This window comes from Natrinema hispanicum (genome assembly GCF_900111485.1).
Classification (GTDB): Archaea; Halobacteriota; Halobacteria; order Halobacteriales; family Natrialbaceae; genus Natrinema; species Natrinema hispanicum_A.
The window spans coordinates 61,872-88,179 of sequence record NZ_FOIC01000013.1 but is presented as its reverse complement, the minus strand read 5'-3'; the positions used below and the strand labels follow the sequence as shown (position 1 = coordinate 88,179).

General features: G+C 62.8%; 26 protein-coding genes. 15 read left to right on the top strand and 11 right to left on the bottom strand.

Annotated features, from left to right (window positions below):
* Nucleotides 1–25: 25 nt before the first annotated feature.
* The gene (locus BSG09_RS12845; RefSeq protein WP_092933732.1) at nucleotides 26–1,237 is read left to right on the top strand and encodes a pyridoxal-phosphate-dependent aminotransferase family protein; all 1,212 of its coding nucleotides are present in this window, start codon (nucleotides 26–28) and stop codon (nucleotides 1,235–1,237) included.
* Nucleotides 1,238–1,260: 23 nt separating this feature from the next.
* Here the strand turns inward: BSG09_RS12845 and BSG09_RS12840 are convergent, their stop codons facing one another.
* Together BSG09_RS12840 and BSG09_RS12835 are read right to left on the bottom strand one after the other, a co-directional pair.
* Nucleotides 1,261–1,569, bottom strand: coding sequence for a DUF7116 family protein (locus BSG09_RS12840; RefSeq protein ID WP_092933729.1), 309 nt, complete (start codon nucleotides 1,567–1,569; stop codon nucleotides 1,261–1,263).
* Nucleotides 1,570–1,800: 231 nt separating this feature from the next.
* The gene (locus BSG09_RS12835) at nucleotides 1,801–2,040 is read right to left on the bottom strand and encodes a DUF5816 domain-containing protein (RefSeq protein WP_092933727.1); all 240 of its coding nucleotides are present in this window, start codon (nucleotides 2,038–2,040) and stop codon (nucleotides 1,801–1,803) included.
* A gap of 180 nt (nucleotides 2,041–2,220) precedes the next feature.
* Between BSG09_RS12835 and BSG09_RS12830 the strand changes: the two genes are divergently transcribed.
* Complete coding sequence (locus BSG09_RS12830; RefSeq protein WP_092933725.1) at nucleotides 2,221–2,631, top strand: universal stress protein; 411 nt, start codon at nucleotides 2,221–2,223, stop codon at nucleotides 2,629–2,631.
* A 24-nt stretch (nucleotides 2,632–2,655) separates the two neighbouring features.
* On the opposite strand, the gene BSG09_RS12825 is transcribed toward BSG09_RS12830, so the two are convergent.
* Both BSG09_RS12825 and BSG09_RS12820 read right to left on the bottom strand, forming a co-directional pair.
* Nucleotides 2,656–3,099 (bottom strand): universal stress protein, encoded by a 444-nt coding sequence (locus BSG09_RS12825; RefSeq protein WP_092933723.1) that lies wholly within the window; start codon nucleotides 3,097–3,099, stop codon nucleotides 2,656–2,658.
* 110 nt (nucleotides 3,100–3,209) lie between these two features.
* A complete protein-coding gene (locus BSG09_RS12820) occupies nucleotides 3,210–4,214 on the bottom strand; it encodes a mechanosensitive ion channel family protein (protein WP_092933721.1) in 1,005 nt (334 codons plus the stop codon).
* Between the two features lie 139 nt (nucleotides 4,215–4,353).
* Here BSG09_RS12820 and trmB point away from each other — a divergent pair, with 139 nt between their 5' ends.
* From trmB to BSG09_RS12780, 8 genes are all read left to right on the top strand, one after another.
* A complete protein-coding gene (gene trmB, locus BSG09_RS12815; protein WP_092933718.1) occupies nucleotides 4,354–5,421 on the top strand; it encodes an HTH-type sugar sensing transcriptional regulator TrmB in 1,068 nt (355 codons plus the stop codon).
* 420 nt (nucleotides 5,422–5,841) lie between these two features.
* On the top strand, nucleotides 5,842–7,296 hold the full coding sequence (locus tag BSG09_RS12810; RefSeq protein WP_092933716.1) for an extracellular solute-binding protein: 1,455 nt from the start codon (nucleotides 5,842–5,844) through the stop codon (nucleotides 7,294–7,296).
* 4 nt (nucleotides 7,297–7,300) lie between these two features.
* Nucleotides 7,301–8,380 (top strand): carbohydrate ABC transporter permease, encoded by a 1,080-nt coding sequence (locus BSG09_RS12805; protein WP_223174691.1) that lies wholly within the window; start codon nucleotides 7,301–7,303, stop codon nucleotides 8,378–8,380.
* Complete coding sequence (locus BSG09_RS12800) at nucleotides 8,380–9,432, top strand: carbohydrate ABC transporter permease (RefSeq protein ID WP_092933714.1); 1,053 nt, start codon at nucleotides 8,380–8,382, stop codon at nucleotides 9,430–9,432. The genes BSG09_RS12805 and BSG09_RS12800 overlap by 1 nt, the downstream gene beginning before the upstream one ends.
* A 4-nt stretch (nucleotides 9,433–9,436) precedes the next feature.
* Complete coding sequence (locus BSG09_RS12795; RefSeq protein WP_092933712.1) at nucleotides 9,437–10,621, top strand: ABC transporter ATP-binding protein; 1,185 nt, start codon at nucleotides 9,437–9,439, stop codon at nucleotides 10,619–10,621.
* A gap of 265 nt (nucleotides 10,622–10,886) precedes the next feature.
* A complete protein-coding gene (locus BSG09_RS12790) occupies nucleotides 10,887–11,960 on the top strand; it encodes a Gfo/Idh/MocA family protein (protein WP_092933771.1) in 1,074 nt (357 codons plus the stop codon).
* A gap of 50 nt (nucleotides 11,961–12,010) precedes the next feature.
* Complete coding sequence (locus BSG09_RS12785; RefSeq protein ID WP_092933710.1) at nucleotides 12,011–12,256, top strand: DUF7127 family protein; 246 nt, start codon at nucleotides 12,011–12,013, stop codon at nucleotides 12,254–12,256.
* 113 nt (nucleotides 12,257–12,369) lie between these two features.
* Nucleotides 12,370–13,338: a sugar phosphate isomerase/epimerase family protein gene (locus BSG09_RS12780; protein WP_092933708.1), complete on the top strand. Its 969-nt coding sequence runs from the start codon at nucleotides 12,370–12,372 to the stop codon at nucleotides 13,336–13,338.
* Between the two features lie 9 nt (nucleotides 13,339–13,347).
* On the opposite strand, the gene BSG09_RS12775 is transcribed toward BSG09_RS12780, so the two are convergent.
* Both BSG09_RS12775 and BSG09_RS12770 read right to left on the bottom strand, forming a co-directional pair.
* Nucleotides 13,348–13,656 (bottom strand): HalOD1 output domain-containing protein, encoded by a 309-nt coding sequence (locus BSG09_RS12775; protein ID WP_092933769.1) that lies wholly within the window; start codon nucleotides 13,654–13,656, stop codon nucleotides 13,348–13,350.
* A 132-nt stretch (nucleotides 13,657–13,788) separates the two neighbouring features.
* Nucleotides 13,789–15,186: a cryptochrome/photolyase family protein gene (locus BSG09_RS12770; protein ID WP_092933706.1), complete on the bottom strand. Its 1,398-nt coding sequence runs from the start codon at nucleotides 15,184–15,186 to the stop codon at nucleotides 13,789–13,791.
* A gap of 281 nt (nucleotides 15,187–15,467) precedes the next feature.
* Here BSG09_RS12770 and BSG09_RS12765 point away from each other — a divergent pair, with 281 nt between their 5' ends.
* From BSG09_RS12765 to BSG09_RS12755, 3 genes are all read left to right on the top strand, one after another.
* Nucleotides 15,468–16,631 carry a tubulin/FtsZ family protein gene (locus BSG09_RS12765; protein WP_092933704.1) on the top strand — a complete coding sequence of 388 codons (1,164 nt, stop codon included), beginning with the start codon at nucleotides 15,468–15,470 and terminating at the stop codon, nucleotides 16,629–16,631.
* Nucleotides 16,632–16,747: 116 nt separating this feature from the next.
* Nucleotides 16,748–17,743, top strand: coding sequence for an MBL fold metallo-hydrolase (locus BSG09_RS12760; RefSeq protein WP_092933702.1), 996 nt, complete (start codon nucleotides 16,748–16,750; stop codon nucleotides 17,741–17,743).
* A 121-nt stretch (nucleotides 17,744–17,864) separates the two neighbouring features.
* Entirely contained in the window at nucleotides 17,865–18,050 is a 186-nt protein-coding gene (locus BSG09_RS12755; RefSeq protein ID WP_092933700.1) for a hypothetical protein, read from the top strand.
* A 29-nt stretch (nucleotides 18,051–18,079) separates the two neighbouring features.
* Here the strand turns inward: BSG09_RS12755 and BSG09_RS12750 are convergent, their stop codons facing one another.
* The 3 genes from BSG09_RS12750 to BSG09_RS12740 all read right to left on the bottom strand — a co-directional run bounded on the left by BSG09_RS12750 (nucleotide 18,080) and on the right by BSG09_RS12740 (nucleotide 21,531).
* Complete coding sequence (locus tag BSG09_RS12750; protein ID WP_092933767.1) at nucleotides 18,080–18,784, bottom strand: 6-hydroxymethylpterin diphosphokinase MptE-like protein; 705 nt, start codon at nucleotides 18,782–18,784, stop codon at nucleotides 18,080–18,082.
* Nucleotides 18,785–18,984: 200 nt separating this feature from the next.
* The gene (gene folP, locus BSG09_RS12745; RefSeq protein ID WP_092933698.1) at nucleotides 18,985–20,178 is read right to left on the bottom strand and encodes a dihydropteroate synthase; all 1,194 of its coding nucleotides are present in this window, start codon (nucleotides 20,176–20,178) and stop codon (nucleotides 18,985–18,987) included.
* 123 nt (nucleotides 20,179–20,301) lie between these two features.
* Nucleotides 20,302–21,531, bottom strand: a complete 1,230-nt coding sequence (locus BSG09_RS12740; protein WP_008014438.1) for a Cdc6/Cdc18 family protein — start codon at nucleotides 21,529–21,531, stop codon at nucleotides 20,302–20,304.
* Between the two features lie 967 nt (nucleotides 21,532–22,498).
* Here BSG09_RS12740 and BSG09_RS12735 point away from each other — a divergent pair.
* Both BSG09_RS12735 and BSG09_RS12730 read left to right on the top strand, forming a co-directional pair.
* A complete protein-coding gene (locus tag BSG09_RS12735) occupies nucleotides 22,499–23,272 on the top strand; it encodes an RNA methyltransferase (protein WP_092933696.1) in 774 nt (257 codons plus the stop codon).
* 55 nt (nucleotides 23,273–23,327) lie between these two features.
* A complete protein-coding gene (locus BSG09_RS12730) occupies nucleotides 23,328–24,383 on the top strand; it encodes a hypothetical protein (protein WP_092933694.1) in 1,056 nt (351 codons plus the stop codon).
* A 27-nt stretch (nucleotides 24,384–24,410) separates the two neighbouring features.
* On the opposite strand, the gene BSG09_RS12725 is transcribed toward BSG09_RS12730, so the two are convergent.
* Nucleotides 24,411–25,070, bottom strand: a complete 660-nt coding sequence (locus BSG09_RS12725) for an HTH domain-containing protein (protein ID WP_175542200.1) — start codon at nucleotides 25,068–25,070, stop codon at nucleotides 24,411–24,413.
* 207 nt (nucleotides 25,071–25,277) lie between these two features.
* A complete protein-coding gene (locus BSG09_RS12720; RefSeq protein WP_092933692.1) occupies nucleotides 25,278–26,231 on the bottom strand; it encodes a DMT family transporter in 954 nt (317 codons plus the stop codon).
* Between the last annotated feature and the right edge of the window lie 77 nt (nucleotides 26,232–26,308).

Genomic DNA, 26,308 nt, shown 5'->3' with positions numbered 1-26,308 from the left:
GCAAGTGGCCGGCGAGCACACGCCCATGGCTCAGCAACCGTCGACCGAGGCGACTCGCGCGCCATCCGTTGGCGAACTCACACCACCGGATCGCACCCTGATGGGGCCCGGACCGAGCGACGTCAATCCACGCGTGCTGCGGGCGATGAGCACGCCGCTCGTGGGCCACCTCGATCCCTCGTTTATCGAGATCATGGACGAGGTCCAAGAGCTGTTGCGCTACACCTTCCGGACGGACAACCAGTGGACGATTCCGGTTTCGGGGACCGGCTCGGCCGCAATGGAAGCCGCGATCGGCAACGTCGTCGAACCCGGCGATACGATGCTCGTCCCGACCAACGGCTACTTCGGCGGCCGGATGGCCACAATGGCCCAGCGGGCCGGCGGCGAGGTCGTCGAAGTCGATGCGCCGTGGGGCGAACCCCTCGAGCCCGACGTGGTCGCGGATGCGCTGGCCGAACACGACCCCGATATCTTCGGGTTCGTCCACGCCGAGACGAGTACGGGCGTGCTTCAACCTGCTGTCTCCGAGCTGACGGCCGCAGCCCACGACCACGACGCGCTCGTGATCGCCGACACCGTCACGTCGCTTGGCGGCGTCGAACTGCGCGTCGACGAGTGGGACATCGACGTGGCCTACTCTGGTCCACAGAAGTGTCTCTCCTGTCCACCGGGTGCGAGCCCGCTGACGCTCTCGGACGAGGCAATGGACAAGGTCCTCTCGCGCGAGGAAGATCCCCGCTCGTGGTACCTCGATCTCTCCTTGCTCGAGGGCTACTGGGGCGACGAGCGCTCCTATCATCACACCGCGCCGATCACGAACGTCTACGCGATCCGAGAGGCCCTGCGACTCGTCGCCGAGGAGGGGATCGAAGATCGCTGGGCGCGCCACGAACGGCTCGCCGGCGCGCTGAAAGCCGGCGTCGAGGCGATGGGCCTCGAGATGAACGCCCCCGACGAGTACTGGCTGCCGAGTCTCAACGCCGTCCGCGTTCCCGACGGCATCGACGACGGCGACGTTTGTGATGCCTTACTCGAGCAGTACGATCTGGAGATCGCGGGCGGACTCGGCGATCTCGCCGGCGAAATCTTCCGGATCGGCTGTATGGGACATTCCGCACGACCTGAGAACGTCATCTACGTCGTGACGGCGCTGGGTGACGTCTTGGAGTCGATGGGCGCAGATGTCGATCCAGGTGCCGGTGTGACTGCGACGCGACGCGCGCTCGAAAAATAACGACGATCTGCTCGCTGCTGTTTTTATGCCGATGCTCGGGGTCCTGGGGGCGCTCGTTCGACCTGATAGTCTTCCCCGTCGACGACGATAATCGCCCACTCGTAGTTCGGCTCGGCCCGCTCGAGTCGTGTCTCGAGGTCATCGGCATCGTCTGGTTCGGCGACGAAACAGTGGAACTGTCCCGCCGATGCGGCCGGCAGCTCGTCCGCCTCGAGAACGGTGTTTACGTGAACGACTTTCCACGCACGTTCAGCGCGGAATTCGGGGCCGTTGCCTTCGACGGTGTAACCCAACTCTGCGAAGATCGACCTGGCCTGCTCGACGAGTCGCATGTTAACAGGACCCATTCGATACCATCTATGAGACCGTCCCTCATAAATGTTAGTACGTGACAAAGATTCGCCGTATCACTGCGCGTCTTCGAAGCAACCTGCAATAGTTTCGGTCATCTGTCTTATCGGAGTTGGGTTGCGACTAACAATAGGGAGTGCTATTCACCAACAGCGAGGCCATGACGAAACGCGGACAACACGAACGATACCCACGAGAGCGGCGGGCAGACGTTACTCGTGGGCGGCGTCCCACTCGGTCGGTTTGCGGAAGTTACCACACCGGTTGCACTTGATCCGGCCCATCGCGTCCATCGCGGTATCGAGGGACTCGCAGTTCGTACAGAACCAGCCATAGCGGCGCTCGGCGTCGCTGGACTCATAGACGACGAGAAACGGCCCTTTCGATCCCTTGTCGCCCTCCGTCTCCGAGATGTAGACGGTGTCACCGTCGTCGGTCGACCAAGCTTGCATGCCCAGCGATAACGTCGCTTCCGATAAATGATTGTCTTTCCGACGTAGATGGGCCGACACGCGGCGAACAGCGACCACGACCTCGGCCAGCCGTTCGTATCACTGCCACATGTGACAGGTTCACAAGGATGACAGTCCGTACTGAAAGGTTTACCCGCGCGGAAATCGTCCGGTTGGCTAATGTCGCTGGTCGTCGTTCCCGTTCGGTACCCGTTGTCGAAGCACTCGCGACGAACGCTCGAGCGGGCGATCGAGATCGCCCGGTCGCGAGATGCAGCGCTGACGGTGCTGCACGTGAACCTCTACCAGAACGGGAAGAAAGTGACGCGGGTCGATCTGAAAAACGCCGTCGAGAAGGCGTTCGGTCGGATCGAACGGGCCCGATATGTCGTCCGGACCGGCTTTCTCGTCGAAGAGAGCATCCTCGACGAGGTCGCCGCCGAGGGTGCCGACGTCGTCGTGATCGGCTCCAAACAGGCGAGTCGGCTCCGACGGATCTTCCAGCGATTTACCGACAATCCGAACATCGAACAGTATCTTCGACGCCACCTCGACTGTGAGGTCATCACGGTCGAAAGCGCACGCGCCTAAGAGGTATCAGCAAACAGTCTCGGATTACTCGTGGGCTCCCGCATTCCGAACGACGAACACCGGGATCGAAGCGTTGTCGACGACCCGCTCCGAAACGCTGCCCAGTGACGTGACCTTCTCGCGTGGACTCTTCCCCCGCGTCCCGATGACGATCAGATCGATTTCCTGTTCGTCGGCGTACTCGAGGATCGTCTTCGACGGCGTCCCGTGTTGGACGTCACTAACCGTCTCGAGGCCTTCATCGGCCGCTCGCTCTTCGACAGCGGCGACGGCCTCCTGTCCTTCGGCCTGGAGCGAGCGCTCGAGGTCCGCGCTGGTCTCGTCGTCGGCGGCGGCGGTGATCCGGCTGTCGACGACGTACAGCGCGTGCACCGTCGCGTCGTTATCGGCGGCGATCGCCAGCCCGTGGGAGAGTGTCTCGGAAATCGTGTCGCTTCCGTCCGTGGGAATCAGAATATCGTCGTACATCTATCGGTCAGGTACCGAATTGGACCGGCCTCGGTATAAATTACACCCACGCTACGAGTCGCTGGGAGCGTTTCGACCGGTTCAGACAGGTCATCTCGTGGACGAGACCGTTACCGATCCGCTGGATCCGCGGGACTCTCGCTTGGCTCGACGGGCGAGTCGGTCGTCGGTCGCTCGAAGCCCGACTCGTCGACAGCCAACCGGGCGACCCCGCTGGTTTCGTCGAAGACGTGATGCCGGCGCGGGTAGGCGAACTCGACGTCGAGTTCCGCGAATCGGTCGCCGATTGCCTCCTGGACCGCCGACCGGATGATCGGCTGTTTGTAGGGGTGTTCCATCCAAAAGAAGAGCTCGAGGACGATCCCGTGATCGCCGTACGTTTTGATGTTGCATTTGGGTGCCGCAGCGTACCGGGCACTGCCGATTCGGATGTCTGGTCCCCCAGAGATGACGTCGTCGACGGACCGGGCAGCCCGTTCGGCGGCCCGACGCGCCGCCTCGAGATCACTGTCGTAGGTAATCTCGAGGGTCAGTGAGACCCGCGTGCGCTCGTCTTCTGCGGAGTAATTGATCACGTCACGCGCGTGAATGTCGGAATTCGGAATGACGATGAAGGTATTCTGGAGGGTGAAGATCTTGGTGTATCGGATCGTGATGTCCTCGACGAACCCACGGTGACCGGCGTCAGTTACCTCGATCATGTCGCCGATCTCGTAGGGGCGGTCGGCCAATACGTAGAACCCGTTGATCAGACTGCCGACCACGGGAGCGAGGACAACCGCGATCACGGCCGAAATGACGGTCACCGAAAGGAGGATCTGCGTGTTGCCGACGCCGAGGATGCTGGCAGCGATGGTAACGGTCCAGAGCAAGGCAGCGACTCTGACGCCGCTGAGAACCGATCGTGTGACGCTCGGTCGTTCGATCCGGCGGGCAACCGTCCGGCCGGCGAGACGAACGACGACCTTCGAGAGGTACCAGCCGACGGCGAGCACGACGAGTGCGAGAGCGAACTCAACCACTTCGGACGGAACCCATGCTGGGAGCTCGGTCTGGATAGCTTCAACCGCAGACCACTCGATCGAACGCTCGTTTGCCAGAACGACCCAGCGCATGACAAGACACTCTGCCCCCCTGTGGTTAAGGGTTCTGACCATCTCGTCGCGCGGTCGGTCGGAAAACAACCCGATTTCGAAAACGCGTGCTACTCGATGTATAATAAATCATTTAGTCATTGGACCCGTAGCGTGAGGTATGGCACCAGACGAACTTCGCTCGACGGTCGAACGCGTCGGCGACCGATTTAATCTCGGCGAGTACGAAATCGACGCCTATCTCACCGTCTTAGAGCAGGGCCAGCTCACTGCAAGCGAGATCGCAGACCGAACGGAGATCCCCCAGCCCCGGGTGTACGACACCGTCCGCAGCCTGAGCGACCGCGGCCTGGTCGAACTGCGCGAGTCCCGCCCGATGAAGGTCGTCGCGATCGACCCTGCGGAAGCGTTCGACGACGTCCAGACGTCCTTCGAGCAGATGATCGCCGACCTCGAGGCCCGCTATACCGCACCGGCCAGAGACACGGAGGCCGTCTCGCTGGTCAAATCGCGGTCGACGATCCTGCGCTACTTAGAGGAGGTCATCGACAGCGCGGAGTTCGAACTCGCACTGTCGCTGACACCGGACCTGCTGACCAGATTCGAGGCTGATCTCCGTGATGCGGTCGACGCCGGCGTGAGCGTCGACCTGATCGTGACGCCAGCGAGCGAGGCACCCGATCCGGACGCGTTCGACTACAGCGCGGTCGCATCGACCGCTCGTGCTCGTCGCGGGATCACGACACCGGTCGTCGCCGTCGCCGACGGCAACTACTCGATGTACGCAACCCAGGATGCCCTGCGTGACGATCAGGACCGCTACGGCGTCATCTTCAACCGGTCGGCACTCGGCTTTCTTATCTCCGGGTTCTTCGGGACCGTTCTCTGGACGACTGCCGATCGAACGCTCGGCGAGGACGACACTGCACGGTCGTACCCCCGAGCGTACGCCTCGATTCGCCGATGCGTGAAGGATCTGCTCGATGAGGGCGGCGAGTTCTACGCGACCATCGACGGCCGCGACGTCGAAATCGGTGGCCAGCGGATCGTCCGCGGGCAGGTTCGCGATATCTCGTTCGAGGTCAGCGAGGAGGTCGCCAGCCTCACGATTGAGACTGAGGAGGGCGAGGAAGTCTCTGTCGGCGGCCGCGTCGCTGCTCTCGAGGACGTCGAGGCCCACGAAATCCATATCGGCCGCGACGAACCCCCGGCGATCGAGGACGCCTGAGCGGTCTGCTGTCCCGCTGTCCCGGCGCACTCGCATGACGGGTCGCGGGTGCGCCGGAACTGACTGACAATAGTCCGTATGACGGCAGTACAACGAACGACGACCCCGTCCCGATGACATAGACCGGGCCATCGTCGACTGGTCGCGGACCGTGCTCGAGCGGTCACAGGCTGGTGTCCGAGACGGTCCGTCCCTGTTTGCTCCAATGAGATATCCGTCGTCTGCAGGCATCTGCCAACCGTCACGCGGCAATCAGTGATTGAAAGGGGCAATATCGCCATCGAACAGGAGCGTACCCGTCCAACACCGCCGCGCACGTTGGCGAAACCGGTGTAACCAACACGACGACTCGACAGTCACAGTTTAGTACAGTATTTATAACTAACAACTAAGTTCGGGGCCGTCGGCGTTCTACTGGTCATGGGACGCGATACTGTCGGTCGACGCGACCGGTCGCGCCTCGAGCGGCGGTCGTTTCTGAAGGCTGCATCAGTGTCGACCGCGGCCGGGGCCATGGCCGTCACCGGTTGTCTCGGGCGTGGTCGCCAGCCGGGAACGGTGGTGATGACTGCTGCCTCGGACGTCGCGGGGATCATGCACAGCGACGGCGATCAGCCGTCGATCCAGCAGGCCCTCTGGGACGCCGGTCTCGACGACGACATCCGCGTCGAGATCCAGACCGTCGTCAGCGATTCCGCAGCACGAATGCAGACCACCCAGTCAGCACTCGAGGCGGGACGTGCCCCACCCGACATCCACATGATGGACAGCGGCTGGACGGTTCCGTTCATCCTTCGGAACCAAACAGTCAACCTGACCGAGCGGCTCCCGGACGAGACGCTGCAGTACGTCAACGACAACTATCTCGAGGCGAGCCTCGAGACGGCGCGCGCTCCCCAGGGCGGCGATCTCCATGCCTTACCGCTGTTTCCGGACCTCGGCTTTACCCTGTATCGGCAGGACCTCATCGAGGACGCTGGCTACGATACCGGCGGCTGGGCGACTGACCCACCGCGCTGGGAGGAGTTTTCGGCTGCGATTCGCGACGCGAGAGACCAGGCTGGCCTCGACTACGGGTTCACGACCCAGGCAGCTGCCTACGAGGGGCTGTCTTGCTGTACGTTCAACGAGGTGATGACGTCGTGGGGCGGGGCGTATTACGGCGGGGCTGACAACCTGTTTACCGCCGGGGATCGGCCGATCACCGTCGACGATCAGCGAGTCATCGACGCAATCCGGATGATGCGGTCGTTCATCGCGGGAGAAGAGGAGTACACCCTCGATGGCTATCCGCAGATCTGCCCGTCGGCGATCGTCCAGTGGACAGAGCAGCAGTCGCTCAACCCGTTTGCTGGTGGCGAAGCAGTCTCGAACCGCAACTGGTCGTATGCGATCGCAGAGACGGGCACGGAGGACGCCTTCGGCGAGGACCTCGGCGTGATGACGAGGCCGTACGCGGTCTCCCAACAGGAGGCCCAGTATTCGGACGTCGGTGGGACTGCTGTGGCGCTGGGTGGCTGGAACCTCGCGGTGAGCCCGTTTTCGAACCGCGAGGAAGAGGCGCTGCAGGTTCTCGAGGCGTTCGCCAACAGACAAGTCATGCTCACCGTCTTCCGACTCGGTGGGTTCCTGCCACCGAACCTCGATCTGGTCGGGGACGTCGACCCGAGCGACGTCGGCCCCGTCGCTCGCTACGCCGACGTGGTCCAGTCGGCCAGCGAGAACGCGATCCCACGACCCGCGACCGACCTCTGGCCAGAACAGTCCGCACTGATCTATCAGGCCGTCAACGCGGCCTACCGCGGCGTGCAATCGCCCGAGGCGGCGATGAACGACCTCGCGAACGAACTCGAGCAAAGCGAAGCGGAGGTGTGAACAAATGACAACTGAGACCGACGATGGGACGGGGACCGACACTGACCCCGTGCCCGACGGCGGAACGGTGACCGGCGGTGAACCGGGACCGAGTCACGAACACGAGCGAACCGGAAACGCCGCCGTCAACTGGATGGAAAGCCTAAGTGAAGCAGCCTACGCGTACCTGCTGTTACTGCCGGCCTTCGCGTTGCTGACGCTGATCGCGTTCTATCCGATGATCCGGACGTTCGTCATGTCGCTGCGTGCCAACCAGACGCGGGGACTGGACCCGCTCGGTGGCTTCGTTGGCCTCGAGAACTACATCGACATTCTCGCCGGGAACGCGCGGCTGGCACGGCAGTTCCTCGACGTCGGGTTGACATCGTCGTTCCCCTTTATCGAACTTGGCACGCCGCTCTTCCAACAGGCGCTGTTCGTCACGCTCGCGTTCGCGGTGGTCAGCGTCGTCGTCGAGACAGTGATCGGGTTCGGACAGGCCTACGTGCTCGATCAGGAATTTACCGGGCGACGCTGGGTTCGCGTGGCGATCATCCTCCCGTGGGCGGTGCCGATCGTCATTCAGGGGATGATCTTCTTCCTGCTGTTCCAGCCGACGGTCGGGTTCGGCTCCGACCTCATGCAGAGTCTCGGGATTTTCAGCGGGACGCCGCTGGCCAACAGCCAGGACGCGTTCATCATCATCCTCGTGGCCGACATCTGGAAATCGTCGGCGTTCATGGCCCTGTTGATCCTCGCCGGGCTCCAAAGTGTCGACCGGAGTCTGTACGACGTCGCCCGCGTCGCCGGGGCCTCGCCGTGGCAGCGGTTCAAACTGATCACGCTCCCGCTCGTGATGCCGGCCCTGCTGGTCGCAATGTTGTTCCGAACGATGGACGCAATGCGGGTGTACGGCCTGATCGAGTCGACCGCTGGCTGTACGACCGTGCCGTCGCTGAGCTGTCTCGTCGTCGAAGCGATGTTCGGCGGCACGCGCATCTACGCGACGGCCGCTGCCGTGGCCTTTGCGACGGCGCTGGTCATCGGCCTGATCATTGGCGTGTACGTGCTGCTCTTCCGCGACACCGACGGAGGGATGTACTGATGGCTGATCCAACCGATTCGACAGATCCGACGACCGCTGACTCGAGCGACACCAACAGTAACGATGGCAGCGACGGCCAGCCGCGTGATCCCACGCTCCGCCGTCCCGATGGTGGGGCGGTCGTCGAGAACGACCGCGACGCGGAGCTCGACCGCGGCCCGTTCCAGCAGTGGGTGTCCGACTCCATCTCACACCCCGAGCGGGTCTATCGAGCGATGTTCTACGTCGCCGCGATCTTCTTCCTCTTTACGACGCTGTTTCCCTTCTATTGGCTGCTGATGGTCGCGCTGACGCCGGAGGGACAGCTTCAGGACATCGTCTTCACGCCCAACGGCTTCAATCCCGGCGCGTTCGTCGAGGTCTTCCAGGTCATCCCCTTCCACATCTACATGTTCAACAGCTTCGTGATCGCGTTGGCCTCGACGATCGTCGTCCTCGTCATCGCCAGCCTCGCGGGGTATGCCTTCGGCCGCCTCGAGTTCCCCGGCCGAACGCCGCTGATGCTGCTGGTGTTGGTCATCTCGTTTTTCCCACCGGCAGCCTTCTTCATCCCGCTGAACGACCTCTTTAACACCTCGTTCGCCATTCTCAGGCCGATCACCGGCGACGGAACGCTCTACAACACGCCATTCGCGCTGGTGACGCCGCTGTCGGCGATCTTCATGCCGCTGGCGATCTTCATCCTCACGACGTTCTACTCGCAGATCCCGGACGGGTTAGAGGACGCCGCACGCGTCGAGGGGACGACCCGACTCGGCGCGCTCTTCCGGGTCATCATCCCGCTGTCGGCACCCGGCGTCGCGACTGCCGGCGTGTTGACCTTCATCGCCGTCTACAACGAGTTCTTCTTCTCGTTCCTGATGACCGACGGCCAGCCCGAGAACTGGGCACCGATCCTCGACGGCATCCTCGCCTATCAGGGGCAGTATCAGGTGTTGTACAACCTCATGGCCGCTGCGAGCATCCTCGGGGTGATTCCCGTCGCGATTCTCGTGGTCATCGCACAGGAAAAGATCGTCAGCGGACTCACCGCGGGCGCACTCAAGGAGTAACCCAATGGCACGAGTACAACTCGAGCACATCACGAAACGCTACGACGACGTCACCGCGGTCGACGACGTCAGTATGGAGATCGAAGACGGCGAGTTCGTCACCTTCGTCGGCCCGTCGGGCTGTGGAAAATCGACGACGATGGAGACCGTCGCCGGACTCACACAGCCGACCGAGGGGCAGGTGTACATCGGCGACGACGACGTCACGAACCTCGCACCAAAGGATCGGGGTGTTGCGATGGTCTTCCAGAACATCGCGCTGTTCCCCCACATGGACGTCTTCGAGAACATCTCCTTTGGGCTGCGGCTCCGGACATACGACGACGAGGAGGTCCACCGTCGCGTCGAGCAGGCCGCCGACATCGTCCAACTCGAGGGGATGTTAGATCGCATGCCCGACGAACTGTCCGGTGGCCAGCGCCAGCGGGTGGCGATCGCCCGCGCGATCGTGCGCAACCCGGACGTCTTCTTGATGGACGAACCGCTGGCCAACTTAGACGCGAAGCTGCGAGTCCACATGCGGACCGAACTCCAGCGACTCCACCGAGAACTCGAGACGACGATCATCTACGTCACCCACGATCAGGCCGAGGCGATGACGATGTCCGACCGGATCGCCGTTCTCAACGAGGGGCGACTCCAGCAACTCGCACCGCCGCTGACCTGCTATAACGAGCCGGCAAATCGGTTCGTCGCCGGCTTCATCGGGTCGCCCTCCATGAACTTCATCGAGGGCGAACTCGTCGACGGCAGCCTCGAGACGGCCAACTTCACCGTCGAACTGGATGCCGCGCGGCTGCCAAAGGTCGCGGTCGGCGACGCCGTCACGCTGGGGATCCGGCCGGAAGACGTTCATCTGACGGCGTATGCGGACTCGCTTGCCGCGCCGACCGAGCCGATCGACGCCAAGACCGACGTGCTCGAGCCCATGGGGGATGAGGTGTTCGTCTACCTGCTGCTGGCCGAGGGCGCGGCAGGGTCGATGGAGGAAGACCCCGCCACGTCGCCGAACCAGTTGCTAATGAGCGTCACCCCCGACACGGAGATCGAAGCGGATCAGGACATCAACGTCGTGTTAGACCGCTCGAAGATCCACCTCTTCGATGCAGCTACCGGCGAGGCGCTGGTCCACGGCATCACCGGCCTCGAGGGACCAGAGTCCGGCACAGCACCGACGGAAGCCGAGTAGTGCGCTCGTGGCTCGCCCGTCCTCGAGCGCAGCGCACGGCCGCCCTCATCGCTGGCGACGATCGGTCGTGTGCGATCGAGAGACGAGTCAGTTTCGCTGACGATAGAACCGGTCGCTCACGGTGTCGGCCGGACAAAGCGATCTTCGACCCACGCCCTCAGTTGGCGATGGAGAGAAGTCACTCGAGCCGAATGATTTGATATAGCGGGAAGCGGTGTATCAGGCTGAAACGAACCGACTGCCGACAGCAGACAATACGTTCGAAATGATACGAGATCGATCCGATATCGAAGCCGGGATCGTCGGGCTCGGCAACATCGGCCAGTACCACGCAGAACGGCTCGTCGAGCACGGCGTGACACTCGCCGGTGGCATGGACGTCGCCACCGAGGCGCGAACGCGCTTTGCCCGTCGGTACGACGTCGACGTCTACGACGATCACCACGACTTGTACGATACCGTCGACGCCGTCATCATCACAACACCGAACAAGTACCACGAAGAGTACGCGATCGACGCCTTCGAGCGCGACATTCACGTGTTACTCGAGAAGCCACTGGCTCACTCCCTCAAGAGCGCAGAGCGGATCGCCGAGGCAGCAGCGGACTCGGACGGCTACGCGATGGTGGGGTTTAACAACCGATTTGCGAACGCGGTTCGGATCGTCAAAAACCGTATCAACCGGGGTGAACTCGGCGACGTGTCGCACGTCGAGGCCAACTACGTCCGTCGACGCGGGATCCCGGGACGGGGGACGTGGTTTACCCACCGACAGATCGCTGGCGGTGGCGCACTCATCGATCTAGGTGTCCACGCCATCGATCTGGCGTTGTATCTGCTCGGGTACCCCGAGGTCGAGGAGGTCAGCGGCGTTGCTCGCAGCGAGTTCGGCTCTCGCGAGGAGTATGCCTACCTCGACATGTGGGCCGACGATGCGGGCCCCGGCGGCTTCGACGTCGACGACTCCGCCAGCGCCTTCATCCGGTGTGCGGACAACCGAACGATCTCGCTCGAGGTCGCGTGGGCGACCAACCGGCCGGCGACCCACGAATTCATTACCCGCGGCACCGACGCCGCTGCCCGGTTCGATCTCCTCGAAGGCGACCTCTCTCTCTACTCGGCGAGCAGCGTCGGTCCCGACCATCTCGAGGACACATCGGTCGAGACGCGCCAGAACGACACCCACTCGGACGAACAGGCGGCCTTTTTCGACCGGATCGTCAACGACGGAACGCGCCACAACACCGTCGAGGAGGCACTCGCAGTCCAGCGGGTCATCGACGGAATCTACGACTCGAGCGAGAAGGGCAAGACAGTCACGCTCGAGGAGAGTGACTGACGAGCAATATCGGGCGCGACGTTTACAGTACTGAGCCACTAACGCATGGTATGGAAACACCACCCGAACTGGAGGCTGCAGCCGACGAGACGACAGATATCACAATCACCAACCGCGAATACGAGGACGAGAGCATCATTGCCGTCGATTTCGGTCCCAGCGGCGAGACGCCGACGGTCGACATCGTCGACGACACGGCGATCATCATCGTCGGTGACAAACAGTTCGAGTTCGCCATCCCGGACGACGCCAGCGACGTGACCGTCAACGACAGGATTCTGACGATCAGCGGCTGAGACGGCTCACCGTCAGTCAGTGTTCGGAAGTGACGTCGACTTTCACCGCCCGCCGCCGCTACCGAGTGCCTGCCAGCCGTCGTTTTATCTCGCCGGGTGTGGTCGCTGCCCTCATGGAGATCGGCGTTCACACTCCGCCACTGGCCGACGAATCGCTCGAGGAAGCGCTGCCGTATCTCGACACGCTCGGCGTCGGCGCAATCGAGCCCGGCGTCGGCGGTCACCCGGGGCAAGCTCACCTCACCCGATCGGCGTATCTCGACGACGAGCGCGAACAGGCCGAACTCAACGATCTGCTTGCGGAGTATGACATGCGGATTAGCGCGCTCGCGACGCATAACAACCCCTTGCATCCCGACGACGAGCGCGCCGAACACGCCGACACCGAACTCCGTGAGGCGATCCGGCTGGCAGCCCAACTTGAGGTCGACGCAGTCACCTGCTTCTCGGGGCTGCCAGCGGGCAGCCCAACCGACGAAACGCCCAACTGGATCACCGCACCCTGGCCACCACAACACGCCGATGCGCTCGAGTACCAGTGGGAACAGGCGACCGAGTACTGGGGCGAGATTGCCGATTTCGCCGCCGACCACGAGGTCGACGTGGCGATCGAGATGCACCCAAATATGCTAGTCTATGAACCTCACGGGTTGGCACGGCTGCGCGAGGCAACCGGCGAGCGGATCGGCGCGAACTTCGACCCCTCACATCTCTACTGGCAGGGAATCACGATCACCGACGCGATCCGGTATCTGGGCGAGCGCGACGCGATCCACCACGTCCACGCAAAGGACACCCGAATCTACGACGCACAGGCCCGCGAGAAGGGCGTGCTCGATACGACCCCGTACGACGACGAGTCCAACCGGTCGTGGCTGTTCCGCTCGGTAGGCTACGGCCACGGCGAAGCCCACTGGAAGGACATCGTCTCCACGTTGCGGCTGGTTGGCTACGACGGTGTGCTGAGCATCGAACACGAGGACTCTCTGACCAGCTCCCGGGAGGGCCTCGAGAAAGCGATCGATCTATTGCGGCGTGCGCGCTTCGAGACCCAGCCCAGCGAAGCGTACTGGACCGAGTAAGCGGCGAGACTACTCCTCGATCGGCTGGCCGGTCGAGTCACTCGACGAGCGATCACGGACCTCGATATCGCACCCGGGACGGACGGTGATCTCGTAGCCTTCGTACTCGAGGTGTACCACCACGTTGCTGGCACCATCGCCGGTGGTGGTGAACAGATCGTCGAGTGCCTCCGGATTGACAACCGTAAACAGCGGGTCGTACTCGGGAGGCTCGACAGCAGTGACGTCGATGCCCTCTTCGGAAGCGATGGCCGCGATGATCGCCTGTGATGGTGATCTCCCCCCATCGGGCACCGACGTTTCATCCGGCATGGACATACTAGCACCGTAGAGATACATATTGATAAGTATATTGGCTAATTCAGTGATTGAGTGGGCGATAGTAACGCTTCTGTTCGTATTTTGGGAGGTGCTAATCGAGTATCGGGTGTCAGATCAGCGTCGTGGCGATCACTCACCACGTGCCCGTTCGAACAGGCTGATCGCACGCTCCCGGCGGTCGGCGTGGTCGACGATCGGTGCCGGATACTCGGGGGCGACCTGCTCTCGTTCAGCCGGCGCTAATTCGTGCCAGCTGTGGATCTCTGCGGCAGTTGCATCGGCAAGTTCGGGAACGTACTCGCGGATGTACTCGCCGTCGGGATCGTACTCGCGGCCCTGTTTCATCGGACTGAACACCCGAAAGTACGGCTGGGCGTCAGTGCCGGTCGAGCCCGCCCACTGCCAGCCACCGACGTCGTTTGCGGTGTCGTGGTCCGCGAGTTTCGCCCGGAACCAGTCGTAGCCCGCCCGCCAGTCGGTCAGCAGGTCCTTGGTCAGAAACGAGGCGACGAGCATCCGCACGCGGTTGTGCATCCACCCTTCCGCGCGAAGCTGTCGCATCCCCGCATCGACGATCGGATACCCCGTCTCGCCGGCTTTCCAGGCCTCGAGTTCGGCCGGGTCATTTCGCCACTCGATCTCGTTTTCGTAGCCGCTGAAGTTCTCGGTGACGGTCTCGGGATTGAACTCGAGCACGTGCGCGTAAAACTCCCGCCAGGCGAGTTGGCGCTGGAACGCACGGACGCTCTCGCGGTCGTCGTCCGTCTGTGCCCGCTGGGCGGCTCGTTCGGTTGCTGCGTACAGTTCCCGCGGGCCGATCGTCCCCCACTTGAGATGTGGAGAGAGCCGCGACGTCCCGCTCTCGGCTGGGTAATCGCGTCGCTCTGCGTAGTCGTAGATCGGCCCCGCACAGAAGTCAGCGACGCGCTCTCGAGCCGCGGCCGTCGTCACCGTCGGTGGTGTCGCCTCCGGTTCGTCGAACCCCAGCTCCGCGAGCGACGGGATCGGCTCGCCCGAAACGGTCGCGAGATCGGCAGCGTCAGGTTCGTCGACCGGGTCCCGTTTCTCGCGGTCGCGCCACTTCTTCCAGAAGTACGAAAACACCGAATAATGCGCGCCCTGATTCGGCGTGATCGATCCCGGTTCGTGGTGGATCGCATCGTGGACTGACTCACAGGCGACGCCGTCGTCCTCGAGCGCTGCCCGAACTGCTCGATCGCGCTCCTGTGCGAGGCCGCTGTAGTCCTCGTTCCAGACGACGCGCGTCGCGTCGGACTCGGCTGCGATCTCGGGGACGACCGCACTTGCCTCGCCGCGGACGACGAGCAGGTCGCTCCCGCGTTCGCGGTACCACGCCCGCAGGTCGTCGAGGGCTTCGAGCAGACACGCGACCCGGATCGGTGAGGCGTGCTCGAGGACGGTCGGATCGAGGACGAACAGCGGGACGACCGGCCCGTCGTCCACAGCGTGTGCGAGTCCGCGATTGTCGTTCGGGCGGAGATCCCGACGGTGCCAGTGTACGATCACACGTGACCTGACGACTCGAGAAGTGAAAATATCGTGTTACCGGCGATCCGTGAGCGACGGCCGCGCTCGCACGGCATGACTGACAGTCTTTCAGTAATGAAACTAGTGGTTGGGAGAGATTAACGAATCAAAGATAGTCTTCCGTTCAGTTGTATGTCGGCCATAACAATGTCAGTGTCTCCGGAGAGATGTGGTGTGGAACCAGTTCCCATTTAATCGGGGCGCGCCGATCCTCGCCGATCGGTCGCGGCCACCCACGGGGACGGCCACGAGAGACAGCTATGAAACTCGCACTTATCGGCTTCGGTCAGGCAGGCGGGAAGGTCGTCGACGAGTTCCTGGCGTTCGACGCTCGGATCAATGGCGGCTTCGTGGAATCGGCGATCGCGATTAACTCCGCGACGACGGATCTCAAGGGGCTCGAGCACGTCCCGATGGAAAACCGCGTTCTCATCGGCCAGGCTCGTGTTAAAGGCCACGGCGTCGGCGCGGACAACGAACTCGGTGCAGAGATTGCCAACGCGGACAGCGATGAGATTCAGGCCGCGATCGATCGGATTCCAGTCCACGAGGTCGACGCGTTCCTCGTCGTCGCCGGCATGGGCGGCGGCACCGGCAGCGGCGGGGCACCGGTTCTCGCGAGACAGCTGAAACGGATCTACACCCAGCCGGTCTACGGGCTGGGCCTCCTTCCCGGGACGGACGAGGGCAGCATCTACACGCTCAACGCCGCCCGATCGTTCCGGACGTTCGTCGACGAGGTCGACAACCTGCTGGTCTTCGATAACGACGCCTGGCGCAGCGCCGGCGAGTCCGTCGGCAGCGGTTACGACCGCATCAACCGCGAAATCGCTGAGCGGTTCGGCCTGCTCTTTGCTGCCGGCGAAGTCCGACAGGGAGATCACGTCGCGGAAAGCGTCGTCGACTCCTCAGAAATCATCAACACGCTCTCGAGCAGCGGCGTCTCGACCATCGGCTACGCGAGCGAGACCGTCGAGACGAACGAGGGACTCCTCTCCTCGCTGACCAGCAGCGACGAGACGTTTGATGAAGGGGCGGCGACCAACCGGCTGACCAGCCTCGTCCGCAAGGCCACCCTCGGCCGGTTGACGCTGCCCTGTGACGTCGCCAGTGCTGACCGTGGCCTCGTCGTCGCCAGCGGCCCGCCGGAACACCTCAACCGCAAGGGCGTCGAGCGCGGCCGCCAGTGGCTCGAGGACGAGACCGGCAGCATGGAGATCCGCGGTGGCGACTACCCGATCCCCGAGCGAGACGAAGTCGGCGCGATCGTCCTGCTGTCGGGCGTGACCGACGTGCCACGGATCGACCGGCTCCAGCAGGTCGCGATCGAGACACAGGAGACAACCGCGGACGTCCAAGCCAGTGCCGACGAGGAGTTCGCGTCACTGATGGATACCGGCGGCGAGCTCGACGCACTGTTTTAAGTTCACTCGAGACGTGCGATCCGTCTCGTCCTCAAGCGAGCCGTGATCTCGAAGCCGCCGTCCATCGTCGGGTCCGAACGGGGCGACTAAGGAATCTCGAGACGGACACCCGCGTAATGGCTGCTGCTTCCGTTTCGAGAATCGAGGTCGGCAGGGACGGGCCCGAAGGAGGGAATAGCGCGTATCTCGTCGCCGCCCGCGCCGTCGTCGACCCCGGGCCGCCGACCGAGCGGGCGTGGCAAGAGCTACACGCGGGTCTCGAACGCGCCGGCGTCGCTCCCGCGTCCCTCGAGTATGTCCTCGTCACCCACTGGCACGCCGATCACGCCGGGCTCGCGCCCCGGTTGGCCGAGACAGCCGACGCGACGCTCGCGATGGGTGCCGGCGACGCGGCGCTAGTGGCCGACTACGCACGCGAACGCGAGCGCCGCCTCGAGCGTGACGCCGCAGTGATGCGACGCTGTGGCGTGCCGACGGCAGCAGTCGATAGCGTGATCGACGGCGATCCGGTCTCCCCGATGCCCGACGAGACGCCGGTCGAACGACTCGCGGACGGGGATCGAGTCGCGGGACTCGAGGTCGTTGCGACACCCGGCCACACGCTCGGTCATACGGCTTTCGCCGGCGATGATTTTCTGCTGGTCGGCGACGCCGTGTTACCGACCGTCACGCCCAACGTCGGGGGTAGCGATACGCGGACGCTCCGGGAGGACAGACACAAGCCGAGGGCAGCATCGGCGACCAACGCCGACGAATCGGTAGTCGACCGCGATCCGCTCGGGGCGTTTCGCGGCACGCTCGAGCGACTCGCCGATCGCCCGGAGCGGCTGTTGCCCGGTCACGGAGCCACGGTCGAACGGGGGCGCATCGCAGAGATGCTGGAGCATCACCGGGAACGGTCCCAGCGGGTGCTCGCAGCGCTCGAGGACGGCGAGCCGACGGCGGCCGCGAAAACGCCGTGGGCGGTCGCCCGCCAACTGTTCGGCGACCTCGAAGGCATCCACGTCAAGTTCGGTGCCGGCGAAGCGACGGCACACCTGCAAGCACTCGAGCGCGAGGGCCTGGTCGAACGGGTCGCCGACGGCCCCGTCCAGTACGAACTCGTCCGCTGAGTTCCGAGCGAACGAAATTCCGGGCCGTAGGAGGCGATTACCACGTCGTATCGGTATCGAATCCCGTGTCAGTTCGTATAGCGAGACAATAACGAATTGTGATATTCACAACTGACCAGTCATGAGAAGTCGAGAGAACGGTACCACGACGCAGTCGACAGTGCGGAAAGCGCTCGAGACGGTTCTGTTCCGGACGGACGACCGAACGGTCATCAAAGAGTGTCGACACTGTGGGACCACGCTCGAGTCCGTGTCGACGTGTCCGGCCTGTGGCAGCAGCGATATCGTCGAGTATCGGATTCAGTAACGGCCGTGATCGGCGCTGCAGCGGCGTAATTACTCCGGGATCGGGATGGCGTCGGTCCCAATTTCGTCTCGCCGACCGTCGAGTACCGCAAAGCGCTCGCCACGGCGTGACTCAAGCCAGACGAGGAGTCGCTCGGCCCACTCGAGCTTGCGGGCTTTCGTCGCGTCGACTGTGGGGTCGTCGAAATCCCAGCCGACGAACGTGAGGCGTGCAGCGCCGACGTGGTCCGCCAGAAACGCCGCGCGGTCGCCGTCGGTGAAGCCGCCGTAGTTTCTGACTGGATCGCGAGGCGCGGCCTGCGTTGTCGGGAGGACGGCTGCAGCGTCACAGTCGGGGACGACCGCACGGATCGCGTCGAGATTGTCGCCGTGGGCGTGGACCGCGACCGGAACGCCCCGTTCGGTGAGGTCCACGACGGTCTCGGGGTTCTTGTCGAGGTCAGTCACCATGCAGTCGACCGCGATCCCATGGCTCGCGAGGGTGTCGACGGCGGTCGAGGCGGCGACGACGGCGTCGGCCGCGCGTGCTCGCTCGAGAGCTTGCTCGGTCTCGAGTGATGGGCCAGCACCGGCAACAGCGACGGTCGAATCGCGGATGCTCGAAAGCTCGGCGGGGTCAAGGGACGTCTCGAGCAGCGACGCGAGCAGATCACGCCCGTGCTCGTCACCGGCCCGGTCGTAGCCGAAATCGTCCAAGATCGCCTCATAGACCGGTTCCCACTCGTCGAATTCCATAGTCAGCTCGTGCTCGGCGCTGGACGGGTTTGTGTGTTCGGTCTCGACCGACACCAAAGAACGGACCAAGTTGTCACTGGGCAACGCAGTACCACAATAATTCCGTGTTGTGGGCCGGGGGTCACCTCCAAAGTACCCCTACCCGGGAGGCTACCCGGCGTCCACTCGCTCATTTTCAACCCTCCGGCATAAGCTTTCTCTTAACGCAGCAGTCCTGACAGCTTTTCAGCGAAATCCCCAAGGCGGCTGTTTTCACCCGATAGCTCGCCAGCAACGCCGGAAACGTCGGCTGTTGATCCCACGAGCAAGCACGTCCCGTCAGCCGTACGTCTGACGACCGCACCCTGGTCGGCCGCGACGGCCGCAAGCCGGTCGCCCGCATCGGGATCGAGCCCATCGACCTCGAGGAGTTGGCCCTGCCAGTCGTCGGCCACCGCTGGATCGACGCCGCGCTCGCGGAGTTGCGTTCGGAACTCGCGGGTGGAGTGGACGTCAAGTTGTGAGATCGTGATCCCATCTGCGGTCGCGCTCGCGCGCTCGGTAAACGCCTTCCCGATCAGGGCCGCGTCCCGCGTCTCGGCCACGTCGTGGGTCCGGATCACGTGTGCGCCGCGCTCGACGGCCATCGACGTTGCCGCGAGGCTGACCGGCAGTCGCTCATCGGTCTCGCGGCCCGCGATTTCGCCGAGGAAGTTCTTCCGATTGATCGAGACCAGCATCGGTCGCTCGAGCGCGCGAAACTCCCGTAGTCGGCGGAACGTCTCACGGTCGTCGGCGAGTGTCTGAGCCTCGCTCCAGCCGCCAAAGGCAGGGTCGATAATCGTCTTGTCGGTCAGGCCGTTCTGCTTCAGCGCCTCGTAGACCTGATCGACGTAGTCAGCCTCCGCAGCCCACGCGGGCGATTTCCGGGCGGCCCAGTCGGTCTCCTCGACGGCACCTGGCCGCTCTCTATCCGGCGGGCTCGCCATCTTCGCGACCGCCGCGTCGTGATCTTCACAGACCGCGGGCAGCTCCGGATCGGCGAAACCGCAGATGTCGTTGACCATGTCAAAGCCCTGCGAGAGGGCCTCGTCGGCGACCGTTGCATAGCGGGTCTCGATCGAGAAGATCGCATCCCCTGAGACGCTCTCGATCGTCTCGAGCGCAAGATGGAGCCGCTCGAGTTCCTGCTCGGCCGAGAGTACGTCGAAGCGTTTGTTGGCCGACTCGAGGCCGATATCGACGATGTCGGCCCCTTCACCGATCAGTTCCTCGTCGACGTACCGAGCCGCCTCGCCGGGGTCGTCGTAGACACTCGGATCGTACGGCGACTCTTCGCTGATGTTCAACACACCCATGATCCGGGGCGGATACTCGTCACCGATCCCCAGTCCGGCGGCGTCGACGCTGTCCATATCCCGTCTGTGGAAGCGATGCCAAAAGGTATCGTGGTTCCGGCGAACGGTGCTCGCTTACGTCGGCTGGATCGGGAAGCCGAGACCGACACGGTGGAAAGCGCAAAACCGGCAGCCGGTGGGCTACTCGTCGTCTTCTAAGACGGCCAGCCGTGAGTCCCGCAGGAGCACTTTCTTGACGATCGAGGGGTTCTCGAGCAGGCGATGTTTCGCGTGTGCACCGCGGCCGCGCCCGCGGCCTTCGCGTTCGGACTGGATCACGTTGAGGAAGTTCTGTTCCTGGAGAATCTCTTGGACCCGGCGTTCCGAGAGGACGTCGAAATCGAGCTGGCGAGCGACTTCCTTGTACTGGTTGTAGATAATCTTCGTCGGGAACTCCTTTTCCGAGCTGTTTTCGGTCAGCAACGTCAGCGAATAGAGAATCGCCTTGGCCTGCTGGGGCGACCCCTCGATCAACTCGTTGAAGCGGTCGGCCTCGGTCTTCTCTTTGGCGTCGCGGACGTGGTCGGCCGTGACCTGAGACTCGTTTCGCTTCTTTGCGATTCGGCCGGCGTTGCGGAGGATGTCGATAGCTTTGCGCGCGTCACCGTGTTCTTGGGCCGCGAGCGCGGCTGTCAGCGGGATCACATCGTCGGAGAGCACGCCGTCGTGGAAGGCGTCACGGCGTTTCTCTAAGATTTCGACGAGTTGATTCGCATCGTACGGCGAAAAGACGAGTTCGTCCCGCGAGAGACTCGACTTGACGCGTTCGGAGAGGTGATCGGGGAAATCGATCTTGTTCGAGATGCCGATTATGCCGATACTCGAGTCCGAAATTCGGCGGTTCTCGCCGGCTCGCGACAGTTTGCGGAGGACCTCGTCGTCCTCGAGCATGTCGATCTCGTCTAAAATGACGATGGTGACGTCGGTGCAGTGGTCGACAGCCTGCCAGAGGCGCTTGTAGTAATCGCCGGTACCCAGACCGCGGTCGGGAACGGTGATCCCGCTCTCGTCGGGGTCGTTGACGAGTTGGGCGATCGTTTTGACGATCGACGCCTCCGTGTTTTGTTCGCCACAGTCGATGAAGGCGTACTTTACGGTGACGTCGTCGTGTTCGGCTTCCGTGATGACGCGCTGGGTGACCGACCGTGAGATGAGCGATTTGCCGGTCCCAGTCTTGCCGAAAATGAACAGGTGGTTGGGTTCGCTCCCGAAGATCGCCGGATTCAGGGCGTCCGCAACCCGTTGCATCTGCTCGTCACGCCCGACGATCCGATCCGGACCGGGCAGGTGCGTGATCTCGAGCAGACGCTCGTCGGCAAAGACCGGATCGTCGTACCGAAAGAGCGGGTCTCGATCGTCGTTGGCGGACATTGCGTTACTCCGCCCCTTTCAACTGGACTGAAATAAAGCTGTGGAGATCGCTCGCGAGTGTAAACCAGCCGTCAGAGCGTCGTAACACAGCATTCGTAGCCGTATAGCTGAGAGTCGCTTGAACCGCCGCCCTCGCGCTTCTAACCGCTCGCGGTGGCTACCCCCACCCCCATCGCGGGTGTAAGGCTCGGATGCTCGACCCGGTCAGCGACACGTTGGCTTGGGTTTCGACTCTACGATCCCATCCGACGGCCACGGACAGAATCCCGCAGCGACCGTCGAAATCTCACTCGAGAGCGACTCGAGTGACTGATCTACCGATTATCGACCGGGGACACACCCCCCTCGCGTTTGTAACGCCGTGAGGGTGGGGGTGGTCGAGATTGATCGCCGAATATCCGGAAGAAAACACCGGTTTTGGACCGATTTTACATCCGCGATACTGGTGTGTTCCAGATCAGAACCCACACACGGATATGGAGTTACAAACGCGAGGGGGGTGTGTCCCTCTCACACTCCGTTATCAGAGCCGATACACGAATTCTGCCCCGTTCTGAGCGCTCTCCGGTCGAAAATACATTCGCTAGTGTCCCCCGGCGTTTTACGAAGCAAAACAAAACCAGCTACGACAGGACGGAATGTTCTCATACTAGTATAGTACTACATACTAGACTATACACTAGATATACTAGAGTACTAGTATAATATCATTCTATGGTATCTACTAGTCTATCTAGGTCTCTTCTCTAGAAGCCTCTAGATAAGTCGATTCTCGACGGCCGTCGCTACCTCGTCGTCAGTCATCTCCCCACCGAACCGCGAACGCGTCTCTTTTTGCGGTCCCACCCCGAATCTCGGCCATGACTCCGACGGCCACAGCGTTTCAGTCACGATCGCCGTCTCCCAGCGACTCGTTTGGCGACCTGACTGCACCGACTCGTCTCGAGTTCGTCTCACCCTCGTCCCAATGACCGACGATTTGCCATCATCCGAGCCACCTGCCAGTCGAACGCCGCCAGCGGTTGCGGTCGTCGACGCACAATCGCCCGGCAACGTCGGGACCATCGCCCGCGCGATGAAGAATTTCGGCTTCGAGGACCTCCTGCTCGTCGACCCACCCGAACTCGATCCCGACGGCGAGGCCTACGGCTTCGCCGGCCACGCACGCGAGGACGTGCTGCCGAACGCCGACGAGATCAGTTTCGACTATCTCGTAGAAAACTATCACACGATCGGCTGTACGGCGGTGACGAACGAAGACGACAACAGCCACATGCGATTTCCCTACTCGACGCCCGCAGACCTCGCCGACCGACTCCCGACCGTCGAGGCACCGACCGCACTCGTCTTCGGCCGCGAACGCGTCGGTCTGACGAACGAGGAACTGGCTCGAATCGACGAAATCTGTTCGATCCCGGCAAACGCCGACTATCCCGTGCTCAACCTCGGGCAGGCCGCGACGATCACGCTCTATGAGCTCCGATCGCTGACCCTCGACGAGACGCAGTTGCCCGACCTCGAGCGCGTCCGCGCCCCCGAGCCGACCGTCGATCGGCTCTACGACCAGTGGGGTGCGCTGCTCGAGGAACTCAACCATCCCGACGAAAAACAAGACAAGACGATGCGGATGGTCCGACGGGTATTCGGTCGGGCCGACGTGACCGAACGTGAGGCAAACACACTACTTGGGGTTCTCCGTCGAGCAACCGAACGGCCCGCCGAAAACAGTGACAGTGTGTGATACGACGTCTCGCAAGTCAGTACAATAATACGGATTCAGTGACCATCACCACAGGATGACTGACATTCGTCGCCGAAACGCGCTCGGATTACTCGCTGGCGGAATGGCGCTTCTCGCCGGTTGCTCGTCGTCGTCCGGCGGAAACGGCAATGGTAATGGCAATGACAATGGCAATAGCACAGATACCACCGACAGTGGGACCACGAACTCGGCTGCTGAGACGCTCCCTCCGTACGCGTCGATGCTACCGACGACCGATCAATCGGAGTATTTCTATGGCGCGATCGACGTCAGGACGATGTCGACCCTGATCGAAGACCAGGGTGCCGAGGCGGGCAAAGAGCCGACGGACCCACTCGTCGGTAACCCTGTCGTCGTCGCGCTCCTCAGTTCGTTCGGACTCGAAAAGCTGGCCACATCCGCCGGTTTCAACGCATACAACGAAAACAACGAGACCGCCAACGGCGAGGAACAGTTCGTCTACGCCGATGGCGTGTACGCCCTCGTCGGTTCGTACGACCGCGACGGTATCACCTCTGATCTCGAGGCTGCTGGATACACCCTCGAGACCGAGTCCGACGGATACGCTGTCTACGCTGACAGTGAAAGCGACGAAATCGTCGGTGTCACGGAGACTGTCTACGCATATTCGTATCCCAACGCGGCCGACTCGTCGTTCGACCCGGCGGCCGCCGTCGAGCGAACAGTCGCGACAGCAGCCGGCGACCAAACACCGAAACACGAGGCCGACGGTGACTTCGAGCAACTGCTTCGTGCCGGCAAAAACAGTGGTATCGCCTGCTGTCTCTACACAGAGAACGATGCGTTCGCGTCGGGGACGCTCTCGGACGATCAGACGGGCACCGAGAACGAGTTACAGTTCGAATTCGGTGCGTTCGAGGGTGCATACGGCGTCCATCAGAACCTTTCGGTCACCAGTAGCGATACCGCGACTGCACGCGCCACCGTCAGCTACAGCAGTGACGAGTTGGTCGATAAAGGAACACTCGAGTCCTCACTGGGAACGGAAGCGAACACGGCCACAGTCAACCGCGCCGAGACGACAGTGACGGTCGACGCCGAGTACGGCGGGGAGTTCGCTCGCGAGTAATTGCGTGTGGTCGTCCTGGCGCGCTGACTACCGAGTCGCGACGGGTGACGGCTCACGTTCGTTCGTGAGTTCAGCCGGCTGTGGCTCGTATCGTCCAGTTTCGGTGATGGTTCCGATCCACCCACAGTCATTGCAGGCGAATAGCCCTTGGCCGTCGACCAGCGTCCCGCCACAGTCGGGACACGTATTCGTCGCAGACGCGCGCGTGTCCTCGCGTGCGACCGAACCGAGTGGTTCCGGCACCTCGCCGGTTCTGAGCGTGGCGATCGCCTCGTCGGTCGTGTACGTCTCCTCGGTTCGCTCGTCCGTGTGTGGGAACACACCGACCAGTTCGTCGTCGGCGTACACCTCGAGACACAGAAGCGGCGTCACCAGCCGGTCTCGCGTCTTGCCGGTCACCTGCGACGTCGTCGACCGCTCCCGGAACGGCGGCTGAACGCTCACGCTGCGGTCGTCGGCCCACTGTGCGAACCGTTCGTAGGTGTCGATGACTTCCTGATACGGACTCTCATCGGAGAGTGCGACTTCCTGGGGCCAACTGCGCAGGAGCAACTCGTCGATCGCGCCCTCGGACTCACAGGCCTGCAGCGTCTCAATCTGCTCGTCGATCGGCTCGAGCAGTAACGGTGCGCGCACGTGACAAACCGCTGTAAGCGCCGTCGTCTCGGAATCTCGCGTCTCGGACATTGGTCATGCAATCGGCCAACGTGCGTGCTGATAAATGTTTCCGCCAGTGCAGGTATTCGAGGTTTCACGCTTCGAAATAGACTAATGGTAACAATTCCCACGAGTTGGGAGGAGAGATGCTGGGTAGCCGTTCAAAGCGACCGGTCGATTGGTGCTCGAAGCGATCGACCGGCTATGGGGCGGATCGCTGGCGCACGCCGAACGTCTTCACGAGGTCGTAGCTGACCGTTCCTCGAGGAGCGAGCGGAGCAACGACCGGAGCGCCCGACGTTTGATGACGACGAAGCCGGCGAGGATCGTCACCAGCCCGACGAGCGTCAGCGAGTCGACGACGTGTCCCAGCGCGAGCCAGCTGACGCCCATCGCAACGACCGGCTCGGCGTAGCTGACGAGGATGACCTGTGTCGCGCCGCTTCGCTCGAGCAGTTCGAAGTAGAGGAAGAAGGCGAACACGCCGGAGATGATCGTCAGGTAGCCAAACGAGAGCAGCATCTCGGCGGTCAGTTCGACCGCTGCGATCGATTCGCCGCGCAGAGACGACCACCCCAACAACACGCCCGCGCCGATGAGCATCGCCCACGCCTGGAGCGTCTCGAGCGGCAGCGCCGCCGCGTCGATCGGCCGGACGAGGACGCTGCCGAGAGCGAACGCAATCGCGGAGGCGAACACGAGGGCAGCGCCAACGGTGACCTCACCCGCGAGCGCGTCGGGGGAGGGCTGGACGATCGCGATCACGCCAGCGAGCCCAAGTACGAAGCCGACGACGCCGGCGGGTGCGAGCCGTTCTGACGGGAGGATGATGCCGGCGAATGCTGCCGTCAGGATCGGTGCTGTGCTGACAACGGTCGCTGCCACAGCCCCCGAGACGTACAGTTCGCCGAGGTACAACAGCCCGTGATAGAGCGCGATGACGAAGACGCCGGCGACCGTGACGGCTAGCCACTCCGCCTTCCCTCGTGGTCGCGTGCGATCGGTTACGACGACCGCGTATCCGAGGACGATCACGCCCGCAAGCGCGTAGCGAAGCCCGGCGAACAGCAGCGGCGGCACGTACTCGAGGCCGATTTCGATCGCAACGAACGAACTGCCCCAGCAGAGTGCGAGTGTCGAAAAGAGCACCGCGTCGCGGTACCCATCTGGCACTGAATCGATCGTAGTCATACGCGATTCGGAAACGACTGTTCTATTTAGATGCTTCTACAACCAACCGCGATTTCCCGAATCAAGAACCACACATA